General features: G+C 66.0%; 15 protein-coding genes. 7 read left to right on the top strand and 8 right to left on the bottom strand.

Annotation, left to right across the window (positions count from 1 at the left end; all coding sequences use genetic code 11):
- Positions 1–10 precede the first annotated feature (10 nt).
- Positions 11–895, bottom strand: a complete 885-nt coding sequence (locus GGR40_RS13625) for a hemerythrin domain-containing protein (RefSeq protein ID WP_429276782.1) — start codon at positions 893–895, stop codon at positions 11–13.
- Between the two features lie 299 nt (positions 896–1,194).
- On the opposite strand from GGR40_RS13625, the gene GGR40_RS13620 reads away from it, so the two are divergent.
- Together GGR40_RS13620 and GGR40_RS13615 are read left to right on the top strand one after the other, a co-directional pair.
- Entirely contained in the window at positions 1,195–2,244 is a 1,050-nt protein-coding gene (locus tag GGR40_RS13620; protein ID WP_429276781.1) for a glycoside hydrolase family 43 protein, read from the top strand.
- A 41-nt stretch (positions 2,245–2,285) separates the two neighbouring features.
- Positions 2,286–4,490, top strand: coding sequence for a glycoside hydrolase family 88 protein (locus GGR40_RS13615; protein WP_429276780.1), 2,205 nt, complete (start codon positions 2,286–2,288; stop codon positions 4,488–4,490).
- A gap of 44 nt (positions 4,491–4,534) precedes the next feature.
- On the opposite strand, the gene GGR40_RS13610 is transcribed toward GGR40_RS13615, so the two are convergent.
- The 7 genes from GGR40_RS13610 to GGR40_RS13580 all read right to left on the bottom strand — a co-directional run bounded on the left by GGR40_RS13610 (position 4,535) and on the right by GGR40_RS13580 (position 13,920).
- Positions 4,535–5,491 carry a family 43 glycosylhydrolase gene (locus tag GGR40_RS13610; protein ID WP_429276779.1) on the bottom strand — a complete coding sequence of 319 codons (957 nt, stop codon included), beginning with the start codon at positions 5,489–5,491 and terminating at the stop codon, positions 4,535–4,537.
- Positions 5,488–7,005, bottom strand: a complete 1,518-nt coding sequence (locus GGR40_RS13605) for an MFS transporter (protein ID WP_429276778.1) — start codon at positions 7,003–7,005, stop codon at positions 5,488–5,490. Before GGR40_RS13605 ends, GGR40_RS13610 begins: the two co-directional genes overlap by 4 nt.
- 71 nt (positions 7,006–7,076) lie before the next feature.
- Positions 7,077–8,192, bottom strand: a complete 1,116-nt coding sequence (gene bglB, locus GGR40_RS13600) for a beta-galactosidase BglB (protein ID WP_429276777.1) — start codon at positions 8,190–8,192, stop codon at positions 7,077–7,079.
- A gap of 18 nt (positions 8,193–8,210) precedes the next feature.
- Positions 8,211–9,437 (bottom strand): glycosyl hydrolase 53 family protein, encoded by a 1,227-nt coding sequence (locus GGR40_RS13595; RefSeq protein WP_429276776.1) that lies wholly within the window; start codon positions 9,435–9,437, stop codon positions 8,211–8,213.
- The gene (locus tag GGR40_RS13590; protein WP_429276813.1) at positions 9,434–12,460 is read right to left on the bottom strand and encodes a beta-galactosidase; all 3,027 of its coding nucleotides are present in this window, start codon (positions 12,458–12,460) and stop codon (positions 9,434–9,436) included. The genes GGR40_RS13595 and GGR40_RS13590 overlap by 4 nt, the downstream gene beginning before the upstream one ends.
- Positions 12,461–12,468: 8 nt before the next feature.
- Positions 12,469–12,783, bottom strand: coding sequence for an L-rhamnose mutarotase (locus GGR40_RS13585; RefSeq protein WP_429276775.1), 315 nt, complete (start codon positions 12,781–12,783; stop codon positions 12,469–12,471).
- 108 nt (positions 12,784–12,891) lie between these two features.
- A complete protein-coding gene (locus tag GGR40_RS13580) occupies positions 12,892–13,920 on the bottom strand; it encodes a rhamnogalacturonan acetylesterase (protein WP_429276774.1) in 1,029 nt (342 codons plus the stop codon).
- A 394-nt stretch (positions 13,921–14,314) separates the two neighbouring features.
- On the opposite strand from GGR40_RS13580, the gene GGR40_RS13575 reads away from it, so the two are divergent.
- The 5 genes from GGR40_RS13575 to GGR40_RS13555 all read left to right on the top strand — a co-directional run bounded on the left by GGR40_RS13575 (position 14,315) and on the right by GGR40_RS13555 (position 26,199).
- Entirely contained in the window at positions 14,315–15,649 is a 1,335-nt protein-coding gene (locus tag GGR40_RS13575) for an oligogalacturonate lyase family protein (protein WP_429276773.1), read from the top strand.
- A gap of 88 nt (positions 15,650–15,737) precedes the next feature.
- The gene (locus tag GGR40_RS13570) at positions 15,738–18,731 is read left to right on the top strand and encodes a TonB-dependent receptor (protein ID WP_429276772.1); all 2,994 of its coding nucleotides are present in this window, start codon (positions 15,738–15,740) and stop codon (positions 18,729–18,731) included.
- Positions 18,732–18,868: 137 nt separating this feature from the next.
- Positions 18,869–21,448, top strand: coding sequence for a glycosyl hydrolase (locus GGR40_RS13565; RefSeq protein ID WP_429276771.1), 2,580 nt, complete (start codon positions 18,869–18,871; stop codon positions 21,446–21,448).
- 111 nt (positions 21,449–21,559) lie between these two features.
- Positions 21,560–24,706 carry a glycoside hydrolase family 2 TIM barrel-domain containing protein gene (locus GGR40_RS13560; protein ID WP_429276770.1) on the top strand — a complete coding sequence of 1,049 codons (3,147 nt, stop codon included), beginning with the start codon at positions 21,560–21,562 and terminating at the stop codon, positions 24,704–24,706.
- A gap of 14 nt (positions 24,707–24,720) precedes the next feature.
- Positions 24,721–26,199 carry a glycoside hydrolase family 28 protein gene (locus GGR40_RS13555; RefSeq protein WP_429276769.1) on the top strand — a complete coding sequence of 493 codons (1,479 nt, stop codon included), beginning with the start codon at positions 24,721–24,723 and terminating at the stop codon, positions 26,197–26,199.
- Positions 26,200–26,204 lie beyond the last annotated feature (5 nt).

Raw genomic sequence — 26,204 nt, 5'->3', positions numbered from 1 at the left:
GGCAGCATTGTCAGTCTCCAGGGGAACCCGAGTTCACGTTGCCGTCCGGCTTCACCTTCCGGTCGCCCAGACGACCGCTGCCGTGATAACCGATGGTGGACTGGCCGCCGTGACCCAGCACAGTGTTGCCCATGTCCTCGCGTTCGGCGTCGGATTTGCCGGTATGGGGATTGGGGTAGGGCGCTCCGGCGTCGCTGCCGTCGGTGGCGTTGAACTGCGCCTGCGTGTTCACGCCGTCAGGCGCGCCGGGGCGACCATCGCGGGGCATCGCCTGGGTCTGGTGCGTATCGGCGGGAAGGGCGGCATCGATGTTCGGCTGATCGGATACCGTCCGGGGCGAAGGAGCAGCAGACGGCTCCTGCGCGCCGTTGCGGTAACGGTCGTACTCCTCGGCGTAGCGGGCCGCGATGCGCTGCTTTTCCTCTTCCGGCAGAGCTTGCGACAGGGCTGGGAGCCAGCTCTTTTCCTCCTGGTACATGTGCTGCTGGAGGGCGCCTTCGATGTGGCGCAGCTTTTCCTGCCACTCCTCGCTCATCGGGTTGATCTTCTCCAGCTTCGCCAGCTGCACCTTGGTCATGGCGTGTTCTTCATAGGCCATGGCAGCATAGGTCTTGGTGTCAAACTCGGAAATATCCGGGTAGACCACTGCTTCTTCCGCCGTCGAATGTGCGGTGAGCACGACGGCAAGCTGGCGCATGCCCTCGGTGCGCGCCTCAGCCGTGTTGGCGTTGATCGCTTCCAGCACCAGGCTTTCGATCTGCTTGTGCTGGTCGACGATGGGGGCGAGCCACGGCTCGGCGGAGGCCAGTTGCTGCACATGGCGGCGCGCTTCTCCGCGCGCTTCGTCGGATGCGGCGGGGGCCACCGCGGCTGCTATCCTGTCGAGGAACGACATGGGAATACTCCATTCTCAAAAGGTTCGAACCGTCCTTGCCGACGGCCGCTCAACCCTTTTTCAATGGGTGGCCGGCGATGCGGGTTTCCCTGACAGCGCGGATCTTGACCGAGATCAGGTTCCGGTACGCGGCGAACACGCGGTGCCCTTTTTTCGCAGTATGGTTGCTTCCGGGTTTGACGTTCAAAGGTCCACATATTACGCTCTGAGGCCATAAAATGGGAGAGGCCTCGCGTACTGACATGCTCCACCAGCGATCCGTTTTTGCACGTTTCGTCCTTGCGTTGCTGGCGGCCGCATTGACGCTGGCTCCTCTGGGCGTAGCGGCCAACGAAGAAGCCGTTGCCGTCGATGCGCCGCTGCTGCTTCCGCAGATGCCGCTGCACGACCCCTGGATCGTCGCGGATCCGCAAAGCCGGACCTACCTGCTCTTCACCCGCAACGAACAAGCGATGACCGGCGATGCGCGGCTGGGCATCATGGCTTATCGCAGCCGCGACCTGAAACACTGGAGCAAGCCCGCCGTCGTCTTCGCGCTGCCACAGGGGACATGGGCGCGCGACGGCGCTTGGGCGCCGGAAGTCCATCGCTGGAAGGGGCGCTGGTACCTCTTCGCCACGTTCCACAACGAAGGCGCGGCGCTGCCGTCCACGGGTGCGCGACAGCTCTACCGCCGTTCCACCGTTCTGGCGGTGGCGGACAGCCCCGCCGGCCCCTTCCGCCTGGAAAAGGGCGGCAAGCCGGTCGCCCCGGCAGAGCGGATGACGCTGGATGGCACGCTCTACGTCAGCCCCGCAGGCAAGCCGTGGATGGTCTATGCGCACGAATGGCTGCAGACCACCGTCGGCACGATGGAAGCGGTGCCGCTGGACGATACGCTGGCCGCCGCAGGACCGCCAGTGGAACTGTTCCGTGCCGACCGGGCCGACTGGGTAAAGGGCCAGAAGCAGCCGGACGGAAGCACCGTCTACGTCACCGATGGTCCGGAGCTTTACCGCACGCGCGCCGGCACGCTGCTGATGATCTGGTCCAGCTATGGCCAGGGCGGCTACGTTCAGGCACAGGCGCGTTCGAAATCCGGCACCATCGAAGGTCCGTGGGAACAGCTTGGCCCGCTGGTTATGCGTGACAGCGGCCACGGCATGCTGTTTCGCACGTTCGAGGGCAAGCTGATGATGGTGCTGCACCGCCCCTTCAACAACGCGCTCGGCAAGCTTTACGAGATGCGTGACGCGGGCGATCGGCTGGAAGTGGTGCGCGAAGCGACCGAACTCGATCTGGAAGCCTATCCCACTCACCCCTGCGCGGTGTCGCGCGGGCCTACGGGGACGCCGATACCGGGCTGTTGAAGGCGCCCAAAGCACGCTCAACGATAACAAGGGAGATCTGGATGTCGAACAAAGCGCTGTTCCTGCCTGCCTGCGCGCTGGCAGCCCTGCTTCCCGGTGCCGCGTGGGCGCAGGCCCCTGTTTCCCAGACCCGCGCGGAAGCGGCCATTCCCGAGCCAAGGCAGGTTCTGGCCCTGCTGGACCGAACGGCGGCGGCGCAGATCGCCATCCTGCGTGCCCGGCAGATGGGCCTCGGCCCCAGTGCGATCGAGGATCCGACCGTCAACTGGGTCTCTGCTGCGTTCTACACCGGGCTGGGCCGACTGACCCGCGTGTCCGATGCATCGGACGGTACGGCGTTCCTGCGCGCGGTGGCGGATCATTACAACTATGGCCTGCGCGGCGATGCGCTGGACCATGCCCGCCTCGACGCCGACAACATCGCCATCGGCGAGATGTACGAGGAACTCTATAGCCGGTCGGCAGAGCCGGGCGCGATCGCGCCGCTGCGCCAGCGGCTGGACTGGACGCTGCCGTACCTGACGGTGGAGCCGGCGCCCAAACGACTGGTCTGGTGGTGGTCCGATGCGCTCTTCATGGCGCCGCCGGTCATGGCGCGCATGTCTGCGCAGACGGGCGATCTGGCCTATCTCGACGCAGCCGACACCCAGTGGTGGCGCGCGCACGACCGGCTCTGGTCGCAGGCGGACGGGCTGTATTTCCGGGACGCGCGCTTCATCGAAAGGCGCTCGCGCAATGGCGCCAAGGTGTTCTGGGCGCGCGGCAATGGCTGGGTCATGGGTGCGCTGCCGCGCATGCTTGAGGCAATGCCTGCCGAGTACCGGTCGCGCGGCCGCTATATCGAAACGCTGCGCACGATGGCCGCCAGCCTTGCCCGGCTGCAACAGGCGGACGGATTGTGGACCGCCAGCCTGCTCGACCCGCGCGATCCTGCCGGGCCGGAAAGTTCGGGCTCGGCGTTCTTCGTCTACGGCATGGCCTGGGGCATCAACCACGGCGTGCTTGACCGCAATACCTACCTGCCGGTGGTCCTGCGCGGCTGGCGGGCGCTGGAAGGCGCGGTCCAGCCGAGCGGCCTGCTTGGCTACGCCCAGAAGACCGGCGACCAGCCTTGGCCCACACAGGCGGCGGACCATGCGCTTTATGGCACCGGCGCGCTGCTGCTGGCCGGGCTGGAGGTGATGAAGCTGGGCCAGCCTGTGCAGGGCTTTCCCGTGGCCGAACCGGCGCTGCCGTCGCGCCGTGGCTGGGGGCCGCCGGTTCAGCAGCCGCCGCGCCCCGGCATGACCGAGGCCGAACTGGCGAACCACCGACGCGGCTTTGCAGAGCGGCAGGCCGTCTACGACCTGGCGTTCGAGCCGGCGCGCGACATGGCAGGGCAGGTCCGGGCTGACGGCGTGGTCAACCCGCGCGTATCGCTGCCACTTACCCCGCCCGCCGATCGCACGGGGCGGGCCAAGGTCAGCTTCGCGCCCTATCGCTACGACGACATCCTGTGGGAGAACGACCGCACGGCCCACCGCATCTACGGACCGGCGCTGGAGGCGTTCGAGCCGCCGTCGACCTCGGGCATCGACGCCTGGGGCAAGAACGTGGTCTGGCCGTTCATGGAGCGCCAGTTGAAGACCGGCAAGCAGCACGACTTCCATGGCGAGGGGATCGACTTCTTCAACGCCGGCACCACGCGCGGGGCAGGGGGCCTTGGCGTGTGGCAGGACCACAAGCTGTGGACGTCGCGCAACTGGGCGAAATATCGCATCCTCAAGGACGGGCCGGACGCGGCGGACTTCACCGTCGACTACGCGCCGTGGCCGGTGGGCACGCAGCGCAAGGTGTGGGAGACGCGGCGCTTCACCCTGCCGCTGGGCACCAACTTCACGCGCATGGTCTCCACGTTCGGGTCTGACGCGAAGAGGCCGCTGCTGGTCACCGTTGGCCTGCAGAAGGCACCGACCGAGCAGGGCAAGGCGACTTTCGTGGCCGACCGCACCAGTGGCCGCTTCACCATCTGGACGCCGGAAGATCCGGACAAGGGCGCAATGGGCGTGGCACTGCTGGTGGACCCGGCGATGATCGCCGACGTCGTCGACGACTTCGACAACCATCTGGTGATCCTGCGCGTCGAGCCGGGCAAGCCCTTCGTCTATTACATGGGCGCGACGTGGAGCAAGAGCCGCGACTTCCACGACCGCGCGGCGTGGGAGGCGTATGTCGCGAAGGAAAAGCCCAGCTTCAAGGCGCCGTGATGAGAGTTCGTCGTCCCGGATCAAGTCCGGGACGACAGAATGCCTTACGGCCTCGGCAACTGCGTGACCGTTTGCCGGTCCACTTCCAGCCGACCTCCGTTCAGCCGCAACTCGGCGATCTGCAGCACTGATCGCCTGCCCCATTCGGGATCGGTTTTCGCTTCGGCTTCGCCAGACTGGTGGACGAAGTAGACGATCCAGGCGCGGTTGCCGGATACCACTACGTCGGGATGCTGGCCCTTCGCGAGGTCGGTAGGCCGCTTGCCCGGTTCGGCCAGAATGTGACCCTCCTGCCGCACCCACGCTTTGCCATCGTGTGAGGACAGGACCAGCAGCCCCTTCCACGCATCGGACACCAGCCACCAGCGGCCTTTCCAGCGAAACGCCTTGGGGCCTTCGCCCGGCGTGGTGGTCAGTTGCGGGCCGGGGGTCCAGTGGACCAGATCGGTGCTGTCGGCCTGAAGGATCGCCTTGTTGCGCCGTTCGTCGTTGAAGTAGAGCCGCCAGCCGCCGCCGGGCCGTGCGATCACGCTGGCATCGATCACCCGGTCCGAGCCGAGATCCAGCCGTTCTGCGCATTGCCATGTCTTCAGGTTGTCACTGGTGAGATGGACGATGAAACGCGGGGCGTTCCAATCGCGAAAGACGCCCGGTACCACCGTCAGCCACATGTGCCAGCGGCCCGCAAAGTGCTGCACTTCGGGTGCCCACAAGGTGTCGCCGGTGCAGGCGCGGGGGATTGCGGCTGTTCCTTCGTAGCGCCAGTGCGTGCCGTCGGTGGATCGCGCGACGCCGATCTGGGTGCCGTGGACCCAGCGCACGTCGCGCTCGTTTTCACGCGGCAGGTCGGCGCGGCGGTTGGTGTAGAACATCACCCATTCGTGCCCCTGCCGTACGATCACCGGATCGGCGGCGCCGTCATGCACCGGGTCGCGATAGAACGGCTGCGCATCGGCAAGGCCCGAGCAGCACAGGGCAAGGAGAGGTAGCAGAAGTCTCATCGGCTGGTCGCCACGCCGTTGGCGCCCCATAGCTGGTCGTAGCGCCAGCCGGAGAGGTCTTCGACCACGGCCTTGGCTTCGGGGGAGGTGGGCTGGCGCTTTCCGGCACGCAAGTGCTCGATCTCGTGCATCAGCACCGCGTGCGTCGCCGGGCCAAGGCGAAAGCGCGTGGAAACCAGCACTCCCAGCGCCAGCATGATGACGGTGCCCAGACCCAGGATCAGGGCGATCACCTGCACGGCATCGGCGCTCTGCACTTTTGCGCCCGAGACGAAGCCGCCCGCCTGCATTAGCCAGCCCACGCCCGCCACGGCGGCGGCCTGGGTGGCCTTGCGGATGAAGGTCATGACGCCTGCGAACGCGCCTTCGCGACGGCGGCCGGTGACGATCTCGTCCACGTCGGCCATGTAGTTGTAGGTCGCCCAGGGAATGTAGTTGATCGCGCCCCGGCCCAGCCCGGCCAGTGCCACCGGCAACCAGATCCATGCGCTGGTGGCGGACAGCCCGGCGCTCCACAGAGCCAGCAGCACCAGCGTACCCACGGCAAAACATCCCGCCGCCGCCTGATAGGCGCGTGCGGGCAGGGTCCGCAGCGAGGCGTTGATCGCCAGCATCACCGCAAAGAACTGGACGATGTACATCGTGCCCAGCAGGCCGGACGCCACCGCCGTCGTCCCCGCCAGCGCAAAGATCACGAAGAAGGTGAAGGCCGCGTTGAACACGTCCTGCGCGATGTAGCCGCCCAGATAGATGCCCAAATGCAGCCGGAACGCGCGGATGCGCAGGGTGGAGAACAGGTTGCGGTAGAGGGCCTTCAGCGCCTGTCCCGCGCTGGATGCTCCGCTGGATCGCGCTGCGTCCAGCGCTTCGGGCGATCCGGGCACGAAGCGTTCCCAGCTGAACGCCCACAGGATAAAGGCGGTGACCATGAACAGCACCGCGAAGATGCAGCCCATGTAGAAGAACGTATCGGCATTGTCCCGGCCCAGCGCGGTGATGAGCCACAGCGGCAGGAACCCGGCCAGGATCGCCGATGCCTGCCCGAACAGGATGCGTGATCCGGCGAACTTGGCCTTGGTGCGGTAATCGGTCGACATTTCTGCGGCCAGCGTTTCAAACGGGATAATCTCCATCGCGTAGACCAGCTCGAACAGGACGTAGCTGACGAGATAGAACCAGAACTCCTGCCCCGGCAGCCACATCAGCGCGAAACTGGGCAGCAGCGGGATTGCGGCAAGGATGAAGAACCGCCGCCGCCCGAACCTGCGGCCCAGAGCGGTGGCGCCGAAGTGATCGGACACGAAGCCGATGATCGGCGATGCAAAGGCGTCCAGAATGCGCGCCACGGCAAAGATCAATGCCGCCTGCCCCGCCGAAAGACCGCAGAACTGCGTGTAGAAGATCAGTACCCAGCCCGAGATGACTGCCATCGACCCCGCGCCCAGCACGTCGTTGGACCCATAGGCCAGATAGTGGCGCAAATGGACCGGTCTTGGGGAAGGGCCTTCGTTCACCGTGTCACTCTCCGGCAGCCTTTTGCGGCTGCATTATCGTTGTTCCGGCTTGTGCCGAAGGGTTCATCCAATCAGATATACGTCCGCAGGAACTCCGCCAGCGCACAGACCGCCAGGCTCTGGCCGTAAGGCATCGAGGTCAGCGCGATGTCCTTGTAGAACTGCAGGGTGTCTCCCATTGCGGTGCCGAAGGACACCTGCTTCAGCTCGCCCGCCGCGTCGATGTTGGCCAGAACGCCTTCGACAGCCTTGATCCCAACGGCCTCGTAGTGGCGCGGCAGATAGCCCTTTCGCACGGCCTTGAGGATACCATAGGCAAAGCCCGCCGTGGCGGACGCTTCCAGATAGCTCGTGGGATCGACGATCAGCGTATGCCACAGGCCGGTTTCGGCATCCTGCGTCTCGGCCAGCGTCTTTACCTGTGCGCCCAGCGTGTCGATCAGAAAGGTGCGGAAAGCATCGCCCGGCTGCAGGTCCAGGATCTCGATGATCTCGGGGATCGCGATCGTCACCCAGCAGTTGCCGCGCGCCCACAGCGCTTCGGCGAAGTTGTGCCGGCCGGTGAAGTCCCAGCCATGGAACCACAGGCCGGTCTTCCTGTCGAACAGGTACTTGATGTGCACCAGGAACTGGCGCTTGGCTTCCTCCACATAGTGCGGGCGATTCAGCAGCAGGCCGATCTTGGCCAGCGGCAGCACGCTCATCATCAGCGTGTCGTCCCAAAGCTCGCCGGGGTTCACGTCGTTGTAGACGATGTGCTGGAAGCCGCCGTCCTCGGTCTTGGGCAGGCCGTCCGGCGCCATGAGCCACTCGGCCCAGGTGTCCAGATAAGGGATATAGCGCGGGTCCGGTTCGTGTTCGTAGAGGTAGGCCAGCGTGATGAAGGGGGCCATGGTATTGATGTTCTTGGTCGGCGTGCCTTCGGCGAAGCGGTCCTCGAACCACTGCTTGATGATGGCGAGCGCGGCCTTGTCGCCGGTTTGCTCGTAATAGCGCCACATGCCGAACAGGCCGATACCGTGAGTCCATTCCCACCCAGCCCAGCCCTTGGTGTCGATCACCCGGCCGTCTTCGAGGCGGAGCAGGAACTCCCCGGTTTCGTCCTTGATATTGACGAGGTTGTCCATGAGCAGCGCGATCGCGCCGGTCACGTCTGCGCGCGGAATGTCATGGGTGAGAGCGGCCAAGGGTATCTCCTGTGTCGGTTATCGGGCGGCTGGCGCGGGCACGAGCCCGTAGTCGCGCGCCATCGTTCGGTAGAGGTCGATGAAATGCGGGTCGGCGTCGTAGCGGCCCCCGTGGTCTTCCGGGGGACGAGGGGCGGGCGGTGCAGCCGAAGGAATGCCTCCCGGAGCCTCGGCCCCGTTTGCGCCCTGTGACAGCAGGTCGGGCTTGGCGCCTTCGCCCGCGTTGACCCCGTTCCTGGTAAAGATCGCCTCCTGGTGGCGGGTCGGCTCCCAGATGAAGCTGCCCCAGCCGTTCGCATGGCCGTGCACCAGATCGTTGAGGTAGCGTTTGCGCGAACTGTATTCGATGGCGAAGAAGCCATGCTCTGGGTAGCGCATCTCGAACTCCGAGAACGTGCGCGCCCAGTCCCCTTGTGCCGCCTGCTGGTAGCAGGAAAAGCCGGTGGCATCGAACGTCACTCCGCGCGACAGCAGGTTGTCCATCCAGTTGCGCACGATCGGCCAGTGGCGACCAAGGTGGTTGTGCAGCGCCAGCTTCGCCTGCGGAGCGCCTTCGCGCGCACCGGCGAGCCCGGCCTTGAGCAGCAGGGCGAACTTGTCGAAACCGCCCGCTCCGGCGACCTTCATGTGGGTTTCGTCCGTCACCGGATTGCCGGTGGGAATGGTCAGCGGCACCCGCCCGTCCGGCCAGAGCATGCCGAAGGTCGTCTCGTTGCCGATTACCACAAGATCGGGCGAGACCCCGGCGCGCGCCATCGCCGCTAGGCTTTCACGCGTGTGGCGGTGCACCGCGTCGACCAGTTTGGCAAAGGGCAGGGCGGCCCATGCCGCCGGCTTGCCCTGCTTTTGCGGATCGGCCCAGGTGTCCGAATAGTGCAGGGTCAGCGACAGGTGCAGCCCCGCCGCCCGGATCCGCTTCGCAAAGCCGATGACGTCCTCTATCCCGCACCACGGCCCGCCAGGCTTGCCTTTTGAATAGCCGTTGGCGGGATCGACGAAAAGGCGCAGCTTGACCGCGTTGAAGCCCGCGCCCTTGAAGATGGCCAGCGGATCGCGACGCACGCCATCCTCGAAATAGGTGGCGCCTGCGGCTTCGTCCTCGGGCACCCAGCTGATGTCGGCGCCGAGCAGATAGGGCCAGGGGCGCGCGCCGCGCTTTGCCGCAAAAGCGGGGGTCGCAAGCCCGCTCAGCAGCAGCCCGGCGGTCCCAGCGCCTAGCGCGCGGCGGGTCAGGCCCGCCCTCACTTCAACTGCCCCGGCGTAGACAGCGCGGCGACGGTGTTGACCGGCAGGCCTCCGCGCACATTGCGCAAGGTGACCAGCTTCACCGCCTCCAGCGCATCGCCCGGCGCGCCATCGGATGTGACGGCCAGCGCCACGCTGTTGCGGCCATGGTGGTTGAGGATGCCTTCTGGCACGGGGAACACGCGCTGCGGGCCGATATGGGCAATGAACTGCCCCATGTTCCAGCCATTGACGAAGACTAGCACGCGATACTGCGCGGCGGACCGGGGTTTCGTGGTGTCGCCGAAGGCCAGTCCGATCGTGGCGTCCTGCCCCTTGGGCACGGCAAGGTCGAAGCTGGTGCGGTACCACGTCGTTCCGGCCTGTGCAGAGCCGGCAGGCAAGGTCGCGCCCTGCCACTTGCGGTCGTCGAAGCCGGGGAGGTGCCAGCCAAGCCGCTCGCCCGCAAGGCCACCGTTGTTGGCGGGGCCGCGTGCGGGATCGGGCAGGTCCTCTCCGCCGCGCGCACCCTGGATCTTCCAGCGCACCGGCACGGCAAAGCTTGGCCCGTCGGGCGCTGCGATGGACGCCTGGATGAGGCCGCGCGCCTCCTTGTGGAAGTCGTCGGCATCCAGATCCCAGTTGTGGCCGCTGCTGCGCACCATCACCGAGACGACATGCTCACCGGGCGCGCGGGCGGCGTCGGGCAGCGGGAACTGCGCCGAACCCAGCGTGATAGGACGTGGCAGGCCGGCGGGCAGTTCGTTCTGGCCGACGAACTGGCCGTCCACCCAGACCTGCACCAGCCCTGCACCGCCGCCGCCGTAGGACAGGCTAAGCTGGCGGGCGGAGGGCGATCCGGTGAATCGTCCGCGGTACCAGACGTCGCCGTCGTGGAAGCCATAGGCGTCCATGCCCATGTCCGGCTGCCCATCGGCCCGCGCGGTCGGGCTGGCGCCCTTGCGGCTGCCGACAATCTGCCAGTCGCCATCGTCGAACGCGGGGTCGGCCTCGGGCGATCCGGCGGCGCTGCGCCAGGCGGCAAGCTGCGGCAGCGCCACCTCCGCAGGAGCGGGCAGGGCAGCGGTGGCCAGCAGCGACCCGGCGCTGCCCTTGCGCGTAGCGACAGCCGCGCCGTTCCAGCTCAAGGAGCGGATCCGGGCGGGGGCCCAGACTTCCAGTGGCTCGGCGGCGGCGGTGTCGCCTATCAGGGCCAGCCTGTCCGCCTTCATCGTGGCCCCTCGCACCAGCGCCGGGCCACGGACCAGAACGTCTTCGGCAGGCCGCCAGTAGCGCGTACCTTCGGCTTCGTCGGCAAGGATCAGGGTCAGCGCCGGGCGCCCGCCGCCTTCCACCCGCACGACGACACGTCCGGCATGGACATAGCGCAGCCTGAGATCACCCCTGGCCCCGTCGAAGGCTGTATCGGCCCTGCCCTCCACAACCGTCACGCGCGGCTGGGACGCATAGCGCAGCACCGTCTCGCCCGGTTCCCCGGCGCGGCCATAAAGCAGCAGCAGCGCGTGGCCGTCGATCGTCTGCGCCGATTGCAGTTCGGACGTGGAATAGACCAGCCTCTGCCCCGCCAGATTGACGCCCGCGACCAGCCATTTGGCGTCGAACCCGTTCAGACGCAGTGGCAGGCTATAGCGACCGTCCGGTAGGTCTGCCGTCACCGTGAAGCTGTCGTCGGACTGGGCGTTGGACGGCTTGTGCGTCACCAGCAGGAACCGCGTATCGGTTTCGGGATTGCGGTTGTGATAGACCTGAATGTTGGGCGAGGAGATCGTCGGCACGCCCGCGGGGATCATGCCTGCCAGATCCGGCACCGACGCGATCAGGCCGCCCAGCTGCTTCATCTCCAGCGCCTTTTCACGCACCTCGCGCGGTTCGGAGATAGCAGCGCCGTAATCGTAGCTTGTGAACACAACCGGAGCCGGCTGCCAGCCCCAGCTGGTGCCGCCATAGGTCATGTAGAAGCTCTGGATACCGATGCCGTTGGCCAGGTTGGTGCCGTAGAACACGCGCTGGAACCGCTTGCCGCGCTGCACCGCGTTGCATTCGTAACCGCCGTTCGATCCCCAGTAATCGAACCATCCGCCGCCGAACTCCGCCAGAAAACCGGGCGTATCGGGAGAAGCGGAGGCTCCGCCTTTCGCGCCGCCCGGGCCGTAGAAGCCCCAATCCGGCGCAGCGACCTCGCGAGTGGGCTTGCCTTCCACGGTGCAAGTGCCGCCGGGATAGCCGTCGAACGCGTACATGTCGTTGGGGCCCTGGACAACGCGGTCCACCTTGGACCCGTCGGGCACCCAGTAGCCGTTGCGACCCTGATCGTTGTGGAAGATCGGCACGGTGATGCCGTCGGCGCGCGCCTTGGCGTAGAGGTGGTCCATGTAGCGCCGCTGCGATGCAGTGGTCTGCGACAGCTCGTTCTCGATCTGGTGAAGGATCACGGTGCCCCGATGGCCCGTTGCACCGCTCTGGCCATCGCCGTTGATCTGGTGGCGCGCGATGATGGCGTTGACCCTGGTCAGCCACTCGTCGGCGGCGGCGAGGTATTCGGGATCGTCCGTGCGCGCGCGCGCCTTCTGGTTGACCAGCCAGCCGGGAAAGCCCCCGCGCGACAGTTCCGCGTTCACGTAAGGCCCGGCGCGGGTGATGACGTAGAGGCCTTCCTCTTCCGCCATCGTCAGCAGGCGGTCGATGTCGCGGATGCCGGAAAAGTCGTAGACGCCCTGCTTGGGGCTGTGGAACCCCCAGTCGAAATAGAAGGCCACGGTGTTGAATCCGGTCGCCTTCATCTTTTGCAGGACATCGCGCCACAGATCGGGCGACGGCAGCCGGAACGCGTGGAATTCACCCGACCAGATGACCTGCCGCTTGCCATCGATGGTCAAAGACCGTGCATCGAAGCCCACGCGGCCGAACTGGCGGGCCGGGGCATCGAAGTTGGCGGTCTGGCGCGCCTGCTGGGCCAGCGCAGGCAGGGGCGCCAGCGCCGTTGCAGCGAGCAGGAGCGCGGCGGTGGAATGAACGGGGCGCATCGGCAAACTCACGCGAGGTGGAACATGGGGACGAGCGGCCATTCGCGCGGGCGATTGTCCGGCTCCACTTCCATCAGCGGGGCCATGTGGTCCCACCAGCGCTTCATCACCGGATGGTCGGGCAGGGCGGCGCGGGTATTGTCCGACGTCAGTTTGAGGACGGCGAACAGCGCCAGCGTTTCCTCGTCGAGGAAAATGGAATAGTCGCGGATGCCCGATGCGGTCAGCAGTTCGGAAAGTTCAGGCCAGATGGCGTCGTGGCGGCGGCGGTATTCTTCCACCGTGCCGGGCCGCAGCTGCATCCTGAATGCCTGAGTCGTCATCCTCAAGGTTTCCTTCCCAATGCGATAATCCATTATGTGGATTTATTGCGCACAATATGGGTATCAAGCCCCGCGTTCGGCGTCAACCGCTGCGTCCTGGGCATAGCATCAATTTCCGGCGGGCGGCGGCGTATCCTGTGTGCGGCTCGGAACGATCGCGACGTCGTTCGAAGACGGCGGATGTCCGGGGTCGAAAGGCGCCGCGATGACATGCCCCGCCAGAGTGGGCACCTTCTCCCGCAGTTCCCGGGCGATCGCGCTGGCCATCAGCCAGGCACCGTAGTTGTCATGGTGCGTACGGTCCTTGCCGTCCATGGCGAAGGCTTCCGGCGCGCGCTGGGGGCCAAGCGCCTGGTAGATCGCGACGCTGGCGCGGTTGAGGTCCAGCACCGGCACCTGCTGCTCTGCGCCAATCTTGCGCACGGCATCTGCATAAGCGCCCAGCGTGTCCGTGATGCGGCCATTGGCATCGAAGTTGCGCCGCTCCGGCGACGTGACGAGCACGGGCACCGCGCCCCGGCGTCGCGCTTCGGCGATATAAGTGCGCAAGTAGGCCGGGTAGGTCCACTGCGGGTCTACATAAGTCTGCGGCCAGTCCGCCTTCTGGTCATTGTGGCCGAACTGGATGAGCAGCCAGTCCCCGGGCCTGATCCCCGCCAGCACCTTGTCGAGGCGCAGGCTGACCAGGAACGATTTCAGCGACGCGCCCGACTTGGCGTGATTGGCAACCAGCACCTTATCGTCCAGCATCGCGGGCAGCATCTGGCCCCAGCTGGCAAAGGGTTCGGCGTATTGATCGGCGACGGTCGAATCGCCCACGATGTAGATCGTCGGCGCCTGTACTGGTTCGATGCGCAGATGAGACACTGCCGGGGCCCCGGAAAATTCCAGTGTCAGCCGGTCGTCCCAGGTCCGCTCGGCACGGTCGCGTGCATCGAGACGGACTTCGGCATTGCTGGGCGCATTGGACGCCGCGTTGGCAGCTGGCGACGGCAGGCCGGGGCGGCGGACATCGACAAGGAAGCTGCGCTCAATCGTCTGTCCCTTGCGCGTTGCCACGTTGCGCAGGACGAGCCGGCGCGCCTCGGCCTTGACGGTTGTGCTGGCCGGAGCCTTGCTGCCGATCCGAAGCGTCACCCGATATTTGCCTTCCCGCAACGGCATTGACAGAATTGCGTCGGAAGCGGTGCTGCCGGGCTCAAACCCGAGTGTCGTACCTGCGTCCTCCTGGCTCGACCCCGGCAAGGCGATGTCCGCATCGACGATGGCTGTACCGGCGGATGTTCCAGCAATGGCCAGACACAGCAAACTTCCCAGCACGGACATCACGAAACCCCCTTCCATTCACCGCGGCCTGCACGACCATAGGGAACGCACATTATTACCACTTGGTGGGCAATGAAATCATATTGTGAGAAAATTGCAGGTCAATGCGATCATTTTGCTTCACATCCGATCGCATCCGCATATAGTCCAACCAAGGTCCACTATATAGGACGATGCTGTGAGAGGGATAAGATACATCAGAACGATGTGCGCCGCTGCAGTGGTGTTGGCGCCATGCTCAGGCATTGCCGCACACGGAGCCGCAGCCACCGTATCCGACGCCATCACCGGTCCCGTGCGGCGCTGGACCGATGCATCAACCGGACGCGAGGTGGTGCAGATCAGCCGCGAGCCGGGCAGCATATCGCTCTATTTCAATTACAACAGCTTTACACCCCAGGCAGACGTCATGGTCATGTCCACCCCCCGCGGGATCGCCGCCGTGCGGCTTTCGGACTGGAGCACGCGGCTGATCGTGCCCGATCGCAAGGCGAAGCTGCTGTTTGCCGGTCGCCGGACCCGCACGGCCTACTTCAGTCATGCCGAACCCGGCGGCGGCTCTACGGTCTTTGCCGCCAGCATCGACACCGGCGCAGTCAGGCGCATCGCGCGTTTGGCGCGCGGTTCGGTGGGCAGCATCAATGCCGACGAAACCCTGCTGGGCGGCACGGTGGCAGAGCGTGACATGCCGCTGCAGCCCGGCGGCGAAGGATCGCGCCCCGGAGAGACCGCCTTCGCAGCGACCGGCCCGGATGGGAAGCCGCTGACGTATGCCGAAGCAAAGGAACTGCGGCTGGACCAGCGGCTGGAGGCGCGCATACCGATGCGCATCTTCACCATCGACGTGCGCAGCGGCGAACAGCGAACCGTGATCGCCTCCACCGACTGGCTCAACCATGTCCAGTTCTCTCCGACCGATCCGACCCTGCTGATGTATTGCCACGAAGGCCCGTGGCACAAGGTGGATCGCATATGGACCGTGCGCACCGACGGCAGCGACATGCGTTCGATCCATCCGCGCACGATGAACATGGAGATTGCGGGCCATGAATTCTTTTCGCCCGATGGAAAGTGGATCTGGTACGATCTGCAGACCCCTCGCGGTGAAGTATTCTGGCTTGCTGGTTACGAAGTCGCCACCGGCAAGCGGCGCTGGCTGCACGTAGATCGCAACTTGTGGTCCGTTCACTACAACCAGTCGCCGGACGGCAGCCTCTTTGCCGGGGACGGATCCGACGCCGAGATGGTCGCCCGTGCGCCGGATGCCAAGTATCTGTACCTGTTCCAGGCCCAGGCCATTCCCGACGTGGCGGGGATCAGGGCAGAAGGTGCCGACAAGTTGATTGTGCCGGGCGTGCTTCAGGCTGAGAAACTCGTGGATCTTCGCCAGCACGACTACCGGCTCGAACCCAATGCAGTATTCACTCCGGACGGCCAGTGGCTGGTGTTCCGCTCCAACATGGACGGGACGACGCAAGTCTATGCGGTGTCCCTGAAGCCGAAGGGCAGGGCCACGACGGTGTCGCACAGGACGAACTGATGAATTTGCGATTGGCAGGTGCCAACGCGATCTATATGTTAGCTCATAAGTCCACAATATGGACATTCATGAAATGGGAGGCAGTGTCATGGAAGGTATTGGGAACCACAAGTTTCTTCTGCGGTTTTGCGCTTCGGCGCTGGCGATAGCCGTATCCGGGGCAAGCGGCGGGGCAGCGCTGGCGCAGGATGCGCAGGGCGGCGCGACCGATTCGTCGGCTGACGCGCCGACGGCGCAGGAGATCATCGTCACCGGTTTCCGTGCATCGCTGCAGGCTGCACTGGCGGACAAGCGCGCCGAGACCGCCGCGATCGACACGATCAAGGCCGAGGACATCGGCAAGTTCCCCGACTCCAACCTGGCCGAATCGATGCAGCGCGTTCCGGGTGTCGCCCTCGCGCGCGGCGACGGTGGCGAGGGCAAGAACATCTCGGTTCGCGGTCTCGGCGCCCAGTTCACGCGCGTGCGGATCAACGGCATGGAAGGCACCGCACAGACCGGCGGCTCCGATATCTATGGCGCCGGCAACACCGGCCGCAGCTTCGACTTCAACGTCTTCCCGACCGAAATCTTCTCGGCCCTGACCGTGCGCAAGACGCCGTCCGCCGATGTAGAGGAAGGCTCGCTTGGTGCCACCGTGGACCTGCAGGCCCCCCGACCGTTCGACAATCCGGACGACCTCGTCATTTCGGGCACCGCGCGCGGCGTCTACAATGAATTGGGCAAGAAGTTCGATCCGCGCCTGTCGGGCCTTGTATCTTACAAGTTCGGCGACAGCGGCTTCGGCATCCTGGCATCGGGCGCCTACCAGAAGCGCCACTTGCGCGAAGTGGGCTATTCCGCGGTGGACATCCTGTCGTCGAATACCAACGGCCTTGATCCCGACGGTGCCGCAGGTGTCGCGCCGGTGATGCCGTTCTGTACGCCTGTCGGCTACCCCATCCAGAGCCCGCCGACCAGCGCGGCCACCGGCGCTAATGCGCTCAACTGCTCCACCGGCAATCCGCGCACCAGTTCGACAGAGGCGTTCAACACGATCTTCAACGCACGCCGTGACGATCTGCCCAATACGCCCGGATCGGGTGCGTTCTTCCCGCGTATTCCGCGTTACCTGAACTCGACCCAGACGCAGGAGCGCATCGGCGGTACCTTGTCGCTGCAATACAAGCCTGATGACGATACCGACATCTCGCTCGACCTGCTCTATTCCCGCTTCAACGTGACGCGTGACGACAATTATCTGGGCGCGATCTCCTTCGCCCGGTCCGCATCGAACCAGGGTCAGCCGATGATGTCGATCCGCGACGTCGAACTAAGCGAAGCCGGTTCCGCCCGTTACGCATTGCTGGACGGCGTGGACGTGCGCTCCGAGGGGCTGCATGCCGAATTCGCCTCCACGTTCAAGCAGGCCAACTTCAACTTCTCGCACCAGTTCAGCGACCGGCTGCGGATTTCGACGAAGTTTGGCCTCAACCGTTCGGTATTCGACGACAGGGTGCGTCTGCAATACTTCATGGACGCGCTCGACACCGACAACTTCAGCATCGACTATGCGGGCAAGTCCACTCCCGCGCTTGGTTTCGGATTCGACGTCAGCAACCCGGCGAATTTCCTCTACGGTCCGACGCCCGGCGCAGGCGTGGTCACCGGCGGCTTCAGCCTGCAGTCCAAGCCCGGCAAGACCACGGTCGACGGCCTGACGGCAGAGTTCAACGCCGACTACGAACTGGCCGATGCGGTCAAGCTGCGCTTCGGCGGCCAGTATCGCCGCAGCCGGCAGGAAGGTATCGACGTCCGCTACTTCACCGCCGATACGCTGGTTCGGCCGTTGCCGGCAGGCACTTCGCTTGCCAGCATCACCAAGCAGATCAGCGGGCTCGACACATTGTGGGGCAACGGCGCACCCGAAAGCTGGGCGTCGCTGGACTGGAGCAAGCTGGCCGATACGTACGACCTGTTCAGTTCGCGCAGTTGTTCGATCCAGTGCGGCAGCACCAATCCGATCGTGCGCGAGGAAGAGTTCGGCGCCTATGGCATGGCCAACTTCGACCTGACCGATGCGGTGGGCTTCGGGCTGCGCGGCGATGTGGGCGTGCGGTACGTGCGCACCAACCAGTTCTCGTCCGGCTACGTCAATCTTTCCAGTGCCGCGTCGCCCACCGGCGTGACCGGGCAGTACAACTCGGTGACGCGCAGCTACGACGACTGGCTGCCATCGGCCAACATCGTCATCGAGCCGGTGGACTCGGTGTTGCTGCGCTTCTCGGCGGCCAAGGTCATGTCGCGCCCCGAACTGGGCGTGCTGACGCCAACCAGCGGCGTCAACCCGGTGACGCGCAGCGGATCGATCAACAACCCGCTGCTCGATCCGATCCGCGCAAAGACCTTCGACGCTGCTGTGGAGTGGTACTTCCGCCCCGGATCGCTTCTGTCGGCCGCGTTCTTCTACAAGGACATCGGCACGTACATCCAGAACGTCACCTCGCAGATCCCGTTCAACCAGCTGGGCCTGCCCGTGGAACTGCTGGAGGGCAGCAATACCCAGCCCGACGAACTTTTCACCATTTCGCGCCCCACGAACACGCCGGGTGGCAAGCTGAAGGGCGTGGAGCTCAACGCGCAGATCCCGTTCAACTTCCTCGACGGGGTATTCAGCCACTTCGGCGTGCTGGGCAACGTGACCTTCGTGACTTCGAAGATCAACTACTGCCTTGCGAGCGTAGGCGGAACCTGCACGGTGACCACGAAGGACGATCTGGTCGGTCTGTCCAAGAAGACCGCATCGGGCACGTTGTACTACGAAGACGCCAAGTTCTCGATCCGAGGCACGGTGAACTATCGCGGGCCGTTCATCCGTGGCATCCCCGCTTCGCCGGGCAGCGACGTGCAGGGCAATGCCTCCACGATCTACGTCGATGCATCGGCATCCTATGCAGTCACGCCCAACGTAAAGCTGATCGTCGAAGGTACCAACCTGACCGACGAGCAGAACCGCCTTTACATCGACAGCACCCGCAAGGACACGCTGTACCAGACGCGCGTTGGCCGCACCTTCACTGTCGGCGTCAACGCTCGCTTCTGACTTTGCGGCGCGCCTTCCTCCACGCGCCCGGCCAGGGCCCACGGCGACTCTCCCGTCGTGGGCCCTGCGGTCTGGCAACCCTGGCGGCGTGCCTGCTGGCCGTGCCGCACGGGGGTGCCCGGGCCGATGACGCAGCCTTGTGGCAGCAGTTCCGCCAGCCTCCAGCGCAAGCACGACCGCTGGTCCGCTGGTGGTGGTTCGGCCCCTCCGTCACCGACGCAGAGCTTGATCGGGAGATCGCGCAAATGCGCGCGGGCGGGTTCGGCGGGTTCGAGGTACAGCCGGTCTACCCCCTTGCGGTGGACGGCACGCCGGGCATTGCGGCCAATGAGCGGTACTTGTCGGAAGGCTTCATTTCGCATCTGCGCCACGCCGCAAGGACAGGGCGTGAGCAGGGGCTGCGGGTGGAGGTGACGTTGGGCAGCGGCTGGCCATTCGGCGGTCCGCACATTCCGCTGCAGCAGGCGTCCGGGCTGGTCCGCATGGAACGCGTACCAGTAGTGCGGGGCGACCCCGTGTCGATCCCCACGCTGAAACCGGGGGAGACCCTGCTGGCGGCGGCTGCATCGGGCAAGTCCATGCTGCGCAGCATAACGCCTGCTGCAGATGCCAGCGTGGTGCCTGCCCAATGGTTGCGCGGCGCCGATGAAGCGCTGTTCTTCATCGCCGGACATACCGGCCAGCAGGTCAAGCGCGCGGCTTTCGGCGCCGAAGGCAACGTCATCGACCATGCCAGCCAGACGGCGGTACAGAGCCATCTCGCCACCGTTGGCGATCGGCTGATGCAGGCTTTCGCGGGGACGCCCCCGCCCGATGCGGTATTCTCCGACAGCCTCGAAGCCTATGGCGCCAGCTGGACGCCTGACCTGCCGGAGCAGTTCCGCCGCCGGCGTGGCTACGACCTGCTGGCGCATCTGCCCGCGTTGTTCCTCGACCTGCCCGACAGCGGCGCGGTGCGCTACGACTGGGCCCACACGCTGTCCGAGCTGGTGGAGGAGCGGTATCTGGCGCCGATCGATGCTTGGGCCAGGGCGCGGGGCACCCGTTTCCGCGCGCAGGTCTATGGTTTCCCGCCGCCGACGCTGTCCAGCAACCGCCTTGTCGCGGTGCCGGAAGGGGAAGGTGCCAACTGGCGCGAGTTCACGTCCACTCGCTGGGCCACTTCGGGCGCGCATCTTTACGGCAAGCCGGTGGCCTCCTCGGAAGTCTGGACCTGGCTGCATTCCCCGGCCTGGGCGGCCACGCCGCTCGACATGAAGGTGGAGGCCGACCGGCATTTTCTGCAGGGCGTGAACCAGTTGGTCGGCCATGGCTGGCCGTACAGCCCGCCTGGCGTGCCCGAACCCGGCTGGGCGTTCTATGCAGCGGCGGCACTGAACGATCACAACCCGTGGTATGCGGCGATGCCCGCGGTCACCGCTTATCTGTCACGCGTGTCGTGGATGCTGCGGCAGGGGCAGGCGGCGAACGGGGTGGCGATCTACCTGCCTGTCGAGGACGCGATGGCAGCGATGACGCCAAGGGAAACGTCCATCAACGAAGCGCTGCATCGACACCTGCCGGACGCCCTGACCCCGGCAGTGCTGGATGCAGGGTATGGTTTCGATTACGTGGACGCAGGCGCGCTGTCGTCGCGGCCCCTGCCTTACAAGGTGCTGGTCCTGCCGCACATGGAGCGCATGGATGCTGCCGCCATGGAGGCGCTGGAGCGCTGGGCCGGGCAAGGCGGAAAGGTGATCGCGATCGGTGCACTTCCAGACCATTCGGGCGGCCTGCAGGACAGCGAAGCCGTGACGCGTCTGCGTGCCGCTGCGGCGCGGTTGCAGCGCACGGATGCTTTGCGCGTGGTTCCGGACGTGGCCGCGCTGCCCGCGGCACTGCATGCCGCCGCGCCGCCGGACGTGACGGTGGAGGGTGCCCATCCGGCGCTCGGCTTCGTGCACCGCCGGACACAGCAGGGGCACATCTACTTCTTCGCCAACACCGGGAACACGCCGCTGCGCACCAAGGTAAGGCCCGGCGACGGGCCGGACGCAGCGCAGTGGTGGGATCCGGTCGAAGGAAAGCGATGGGCTGCGGGGCAGGGCACGTTCGATCTCGATCTGGCGCCATATGAATCCCGCTTCCTCGTGTTCGGGGAGGCGGGCGGAGACGCTGCGGCTCTCGAAGTGTCCGCCCCGCGCGAACTGCCCTTGCACGGCTGGACCATCGCCGCGCCGGGGCAGGCAGCCCGCAAGCTGGACCGGTTTGTGTCGTGGAGCGAAGGCGCCGCGCTGCGTCGGGTGTCCGGGACCGCCGTCTACACCGCACACTTTGAAGTACCGCAGGCGCGCGGTTGCTGGATGCTCGATTTCGGGACTGCTCGCCCGCAGGTTCCGGCTGACGCGACCGTGACCGAGGCGCGTCCCGTTGCGCAACTGGAACCGCCGCTGCGCGAAGCTGCAGTGGTGCGGGTCAACGGCACGCAGGTGGGCACGGTATGGGCGCCGCCCTATCGCTTGGACATCGCCGCGGCGCTTCGCCCGGGTGAAAACAGGCTGGAGATTTCCGTGCCGAACTCTGCCCTGAACAGTTTGAGCGGCAGGCCGCAACCCGATCGCAGCGCGCTGGTCCGCCAGTTCGGAGATCGGTTTACCGATCAGGACGTCCACCGCATCGCGCCGCGCTCATCGGGACTTTTGCAGCCCGTCAGGCTTGTCCGCGGACCGTGCCGCTGATCGGACTGAATGGGTGGTCATGCATCGACGATTGCCTTTTGCTTGCTATTGCCAGCGCTGGCACAATGTGAAACACAAAGACACAATATGCGCAGGAGGGTGATTGAGCCGATGGGCATCAAGGGGGTCATGATCGTCAAGGCATGGCGCATGCTGCCCACGCTCTGGTCTGCAGCGCGGACGATGGCATGGGTCGTCGGCATCGGCGCTTTCTCCTCGCTCACCCTGGCAGCCGACCCGGCACTTGTGCCACAGACCGAAAAGCTGATGCTTTCCGGCACCGGGCCTGATGATGCCGTCCCGTGGGACTTTCACATCGACGGTGGCCAAAAGGCGGGTGAAAACGCCAGGATTTCGGTCCCATCCAACTGGCAGCAGCAGGGCTTCGGCCACTACCAGTACGGGTATGACAAGGGGCCGCGCGCCGCCGACCATGGCAGCTACCGGCGCAGCTTCACCGTCCCCGCCGCATGGAAGGGCCGCACGATCCGCATCGTGTTCGACGCGGTGATGACCGATGCTCTGGTCAAGGTGAACGGCACTCAGGCGGGGCCGCTGCACCAAGGCGGGTTCAACCGCTTCAGCTACGACGTGACTGCGCTGGTCAAGCCGGGCGAGCCGAACACCGTCGAAGTGGAGGTGAGCGAAGCCTCTGCCGCGACCGACACCGACGTGGCCGAGCGGCGCGGCGATTACTGGGTTTTCGGCGGCATTTATCGCCCCGTGTGGCTGGAAGCGGCGCCCGCGCAGTCGATCGCGCAGGTATCCATCGATGCGCGCGCCAGTGGAGCGATCGTTGCCGACGTGGCGCTCGCCGCGCCGCGCACGGTGACGCAGGTGGTGGCGCAAGTGCGCGACGGAGCAGGCAGGTCCGTGGGGGCACCCTTCGCCGGTGTACTCCCGGCGGGCGGGGAAGGTCGGGTGCGGCTTCAGGGGCAGGTCGTCGATCCGGCGCTGTGGTCTGCCGAGACGCCCAGCCTCTATACCCTCGACGTCATGCTGCTGGAGGGGGACAGGCCGGTCCACAAGGTGACCCGCCGCTTCGGTTTCCGCACGTTCGAGGTGCGCGACGGACAGGGCCTGTTCCTTAATGGCCGGCGCATCTTTCTGAAGGGCGTGAACCGGCACAGCTTCACGCCCGAAACCGGGCGCGCCATTTCGCGCGCGCAGGCCTACAAGGATGTGCGCGACATTCGCGCGCTGAACATGAACGCGGTGCGCATGTCGCACTATTCGCCCGAGGAAGCGTTTCTGGAGGCGGCGGACGAGATCGGCCTTTACGTCATCGATGAACTGAGCGGCTGGCAGCATGCCCACGATACCGACGTGGGCCGCAAGCTGGTTCGCGAACTGGTGGAACGCGACGTCAATCATCCCAGCATCCTGTTCTGGACCAACGGCAACGAGGGCGGGTGGAACCGCGAACTGGACGGCGATTTCGCGCTCTACGATCCGCAGCAGCGCCGCGTGCTGCATCCGTGGGAAGAGTTCGGCGGGATCGATACCAAGCACTACCCGCGCTACCCCGACCTGCAGCGCCGCCTTGCCGGAAAGGCGCTGGTGATGCCCACCGAGTTTCTGCACGGCCTGTATGACGGCGGCGGCGGATCGGGCCTCGACGATTACTGGAAGGCAATCACCCAGTCGCCGCGGGGGGCGGGCGGCTTCCTGTGGAACTATGCGGACGAGGGGATCGCGCGGACGGATCAGGGCGGGCGCATCGATACTTACGCCGCCTATGCGCCGGACGGCATCATCGGACCCCACGGCGAAAAGGAGCCGAGCTGGTGGACGGTGAAGGACGTCTGGTCCCCTGTGCAGATCGCTGCGCCCCGTCTCGACGATCGCTTCGACGGATCGCTGGCGATCCGCAACCTCCATGATTTCACCACGCTCGATGCGGTGAAGTTCCGCTGGGAGTGGGTGAAATTTCCCCGGCCGGACGCGCGTACCACCGCCGCCACGATACTGGCCGCCGGTGAACTGTCTGGTCCGCCTGTCGCACCGCAAGGGGAAGGCAAGATCAGCCTTCCCCTTGCGCCCGACAGGGCCGACGCCGATGCGCTGCGCCTGACGGCGCGGCGGGGGGCGGAGACGCTGTGGACCTGGGTCTGGCCCACGCAGCGCCCTGTGGCGCTGCCGACCTCCCGCACGCTGGGCCAGCCGAAGGTGGAGGCTGATGTGCAGGCCATCCGGTTGAAGGTGGGGACCGTCAGCGCCTCTTTCGACCCGGCAACCGGCTTGCTGACGCAATTGCGCCATGGTGCCCGCGCAGAAACCTTCGATGCCGGTCCCCGGCTGGTGCTGGCCCGGCCCAAGGGCAAGGCCGATTCGGCATGGATCGCCGCCGCTGCCCGCGAGGGCGGCATCTACGAACTGGCCACGCCGGTCTTCGCGGACGTCGCGTCGGTCGATCTGGGCACGGCGATAGAGGACGGCTGGGGCGGCTTTGCGCTGGACGTCTCTGCCGACGGTCAGCGGTGGGAGCGGGTCTACGAAGGCGCGCGTACATCCAAGGACGGGCAGGACTATGCCTTTACCCCGCGCATGATCCGGGCGCTTCGCATCAGCGGGCTGAAGGGCGTGCGCGCCACGCCGCAGGTGCGCTCGGTCAGGGTAGCCGGATCGCCAGAACGCTATGCTTCGCCCGCTTTGGGAGCCGTGACGGTGACAACCGGCAGTGGCCGCGATCCCGAAACCGGCCGTCCCGTCGCGTGGGTGGAAAGCCGCAATGCCGCAGGGCTGGAAAGTGCCCGCTGGACCTTGCGCGAAGACGGGCGGCTAACGCTGGATTATCGTTACACGCTATCAGGCCCTTACCTGTACCATGGCATCGGCTTTTCCGGGCGCGACCTTGGGATAGCCTCGGCGCGGGCGCTGGTACGCGGACCATCGCCGGTATGGCAGAACCGCCTGCGCGGCACCGAGCCGGGCGTCTATGACATTGCTGCGAAGGGCGATGGCGCACTGCCTGATACTGCCGTCGCGGGCTACTTCGCGGACCCGCGCTGGGTCAGGCTGACGACCGCCGCCGGGCCGCTGACCGTCGCCAGCGAAGGCGCCCGCTTCCTGCAACTGGGCGCACGGTTGGCCGACTTTCCCACCACCACGGTGGCGTTCCCGACGGCGGACTTCGGGTTCATGGCCGCCATTCCGGCTATGGGGGCCAAAGGGCAGGCCGCCGAGCTCACCGGGCCTGCGGGCGAACCCGCGACTGCCGAGGGCGCCTATTCGGGCCGCCTCACGTTCTCTTTTTGATGAAGGGCAAGCGCATGATCACCGACCCGTCCCGCCGCAGCGTCATGACCGGAGCCCTCGCGCTGGCCGCCGTCGCATCGGCCCGCCCGGCGCTCGCGGCGGCAGGGGACGATTTCGACCGCAAGGCCCGTGCCATCGCCGAGGGCATCAAGCCGCCCCGCATCCCGCGCCGGACCTTCGCGGTAAAGTCCTTTGGGGGGGTCGCGGATGGCCGCACTGACGACAGCGCAGCGATCGCCCGCGCCATCGACGCCTGCCACAAGGCGGGCGGCGGGCGGATCGTGCTGCCTGCCGGGGTCACGCTCAGCGGCCCAATCCGCCTGCGCTCCGCCATGGAACTGCATGTGCCCAAGGACGCCCGGCTAAAATTCGTCACCGATCCGGCGCGCTATCTGCCGCCGGTCCACACCCGGTGGGAAGGGGTGGAGCTGATGGGCTATCATCCCCTTATCTACGCCTTCGAGGAAGAGGACGTGGCCCTGACCGGCGGCGGTGTGATCGATGGTTCGGCCGACGATCGCACGTGGTGGCCCTGGAAAGGCCCGTGGGCCGATCGTTATCGTGATATCCCTGAAAAGGAACGTCAGGCTACCGATCGCGCGCGCCTGTTCGACATGGCGGAGCGCGGTGTACCCGTGGCCCAGCGCGTGTTTGGGCAGGGCAGCCGCCTGCGCCCCGCCTTCTTCCAGCCCTACCGCTGCAATCGCGTGCTGATGGAAGGGCTGACCGTGGAGGCATCACCCTTCTGGCAGGTTCATCCGGTGGACTGCGCTGACGTGACGATCCGGGGCGTCACCTGTTCCAGCCACGGTCCGAACAACGACGGCATCGACCCGGAATCATGCAACGGCGTCCTCATAGAGAACTGCACGTTCGACACCGGCGACGATTGCATCGCCATCAAGTCCGCGCGCAACGCAGACGGTCGGCGGCTGAACAGGCCGTGCGAAAACGTGGTCATCCGCAACTGCCTGATGAAGGACGGCCATGCCGGGGTCGCCATCGGCAGCGAGTTGACGGGCGGGGTGCGCAACGTCTTCGTCCATGATTGCCGAATGGACAGCCCGAACCTGACGCGGGTGCTCATCATCAAGTCCAACAGCTATCGCGGCGGGACGATGGAGGACATCCACTTGCGCCGGATCCGTGCGGGGGCGGTGGACAAGGCCTTCATCCAGATCTGGATGCTGTACGAAGAAGGCGACAGCGGCGGCTTCACGCCCCACGTAGCGCGCGTATCGGCGCAGGACTGCACGGTGGGATCGACCGAGCGGGTGCTGATCGTGCGCGGCCTGCCCCGTGCCCCGGTGCGCGACCTGCGGCTGGCGAACATCAGGGTCGGCACGGAAACCCGGCCCTCCGTCACCGTCGATGTCGATCCGCTGGTGCTGGACGACGTGGTGGTCGGCGGTCGGACGTGGACGCACGATTATCTGCGCAGTCTGCCCGGCGCGGACAGCATCCAATGCGACAAATGGGCGGTGTGCCGATGACCCGT

The sequence above is a fragment of the Novosphingobium gossypii genome (assembly GCF_050433305.1).
Lineage (GTDB): Bacteria > Pseudomonadota > Alphaproteobacteria > Sphingomonadales > Sphingomonadaceae > Novosphingobium > Novosphingobium gossypii.
This window is presented reverse-complemented; position numbering and strand designations above follow the sequence as displayed.

What these genes read in the sequence shown, in the direction of transcription:
- GGR40_RS13625 (WP_429276782.1), bottom strand. Translation starts at nt 895, where the DNA reads ATGTCGTTCCTCGACAGGATAGCAGCCGCGGTGGCCCCCGCCGCATCC.
- GGR40_RS13615 (WP_429276780.1), top strand. Translation starts at nt 2,286, where the DNA reads ATGTCGAACAAAGCGCTGTTCCTGCCTGCCTGCGCGCTGGCAGCCCTG.
- GGR40_RS13610 (WP_429276779.1), bottom strand. Translation starts at nt 5,491, where the DNA reads ATGAGACTTCTGCTACCTCTCCTTGCCCTGTGCTGCTCGGGCCTTGCC.
- GGR40_RS13590 (WP_429276813.1), bottom strand. Translation starts at nt 12,460, where the DNA reads ATGCGCCCCGTTCATTCCACCGCCGCGCTCCTGCTCGCTGCAACGGCG.
- GGR40_RS13585 (WP_429276775.1), bottom strand. Translation starts at nt 12,783, where the DNA reads ATGACGACTCAGGCATTCAGGATGCAGCTGCGGCCCGGCACGGTGGAA.
- GGR40_RS13575 (WP_429276773.1), top strand. Translation starts at nt 14,315, where the DNA reads ATGTGCGCCGCTGCAGTGGTGTTGGCGCCATGCTCAGGCATTGCCGCA.
- GGR40_RS13570 (WP_429276772.1), top strand. Translation starts at nt 15,738, where the DNA reads ATGGAAGGTATTGGGAACCACAAGTTTCTTCTGCGGTTTTGCGCTTCG.
- GGR40_RS13560 (WP_429276770.1), top strand. Translation starts at nt 21,560, where the DNA reads ATGGGCATCAAGGGGGTCATGATCGTCAAGGCATGGCGCATGCTGCCC.
- GGR40_RS13555 (WP_429276769.1), top strand. Translation starts at nt 24,721, where the DNA reads ATGATCACCGACCCGTCCCGCCGCAGCGTCATGACCGGAGCCCTCGCG.